Genomic DNA, 1,138 nt, shown 5'->3' with positions numbered 1-1,138 from the left:
CGCTGCCCGACGGCACCGACAACGGCACGCACGCCTTGATGGGCGCCAACCACGCCGCCCTGCGCCTCCTAGACGCCATCGGCGCGCGCGCGGGGTGGGTGGAACCGGAGCCGGACGGGCTGCCGATGCTCGACCTGGTGGATGGCCGCGCGCGGCGCATCGCGGCCGCGCCGCTGGCCTGGCGCGACCCGGCGCTGCGGCCGCCGGGGCTGAGTGTGGGCGGGCTGCTCGCGCTGCTCGGCATGGCGCTGCCTTTCGCGGACAAGCCGGTCGCCGTCGCGCTCGCGAGGCACCCGGACCTGCTCCGCGGCTTCGTCGAACCGCTCACCGTCGCGGCGCTGAATACGCCGGTGGCGGAAGCCTCCTCCGCGCGGCTCGGCCAGGTGCTGCGGCGTGTGCGCTCCGCCGCCGATGCACGGTTGCTGGTGGCGCGCGAGGGGCTGGGGCCGGACATGATCGCGCCCGCGCTCGCAGCGTTGCGCGCTGCGGGGGCCGAGATCCGCTTCGGCAGCCGCCTGCGCGCGCTGACCAGCGCCGAGGATCGCGCCATCGCGCTGCACCTGGCGGAGGACAGCGTCACGCTCGATGCCGCCGACGCCGTGGTGCTCGCGCTGCCGCCTTGGGAAGCGGCGCGGCTGGTCCCGGGGCTGCGCGTGCCGGAGCGCCACGCGCCCATCCTCAACCTGCATTTCGCGCATCCCGGCGCACCGGCCGTGCGCTTCATCGGCGTGGTCGGCGGCCTCACGCAATGGGTGCTGGTGCGACCCGCCGGCATCAGCGTGACGGTCAGCGCGGCGGATGCGGAGACCGACGAACGCGTCGAGGACCTGGCACCGCGTGCCTGGGCCGAGATCCGCCGCGCCGCGCAGGCCTTCGCCCTCCCCGGCGACTGGCCCGAGGACCCACCGCCCTGTCGCGCGGTCAAGGAACGCCGTGCAACGCCGCGCCACGCGGTGGGCATCGCGCCGATCGCGCCGCGGATGGTGATGCGCAACCTGGCGCTGGCCGGCGACTGGACCTGGCCAGGCCTGCCCGCGACCATCGAGGCCGCGGCACGATCGGGCGAGGCGGCGGCCAAGGCGATCGCGGCGCGGCTGCCGCAGCCCGCGGCCAGGCCGCAGGCGGCCGGCGCATGACG

At 76.7% G+C, this 1,138-nt stretch carries 1 protein-coding gene; it reads left to right on the top strand.

What is annotated here, in order from left to right; genetic code table 11:
* A partial coding sequence (locus HW578_RS26865) for an FAD-dependent oxidoreductase (RefSeq protein WP_198373751.1) occupies positions 1–1,136 on the top strand: 1,136 nt, incomplete at its 5' end.
* Positions 1,137–1,138: the final 2 nt, after the last annotated feature.

The sequence above is a fragment of the Roseomonas rosulenta genome (genome assembly GCF_016106005.1).
GTDB lineage: Bacteria > Pseudomonadota > Alphaproteobacteria > Acetobacterales > Acetobacteraceae > Neoroseomonas > Neoroseomonas rosulenta.
This window is presented reverse-complemented; position numbering and strand designations above follow the sequence as displayed.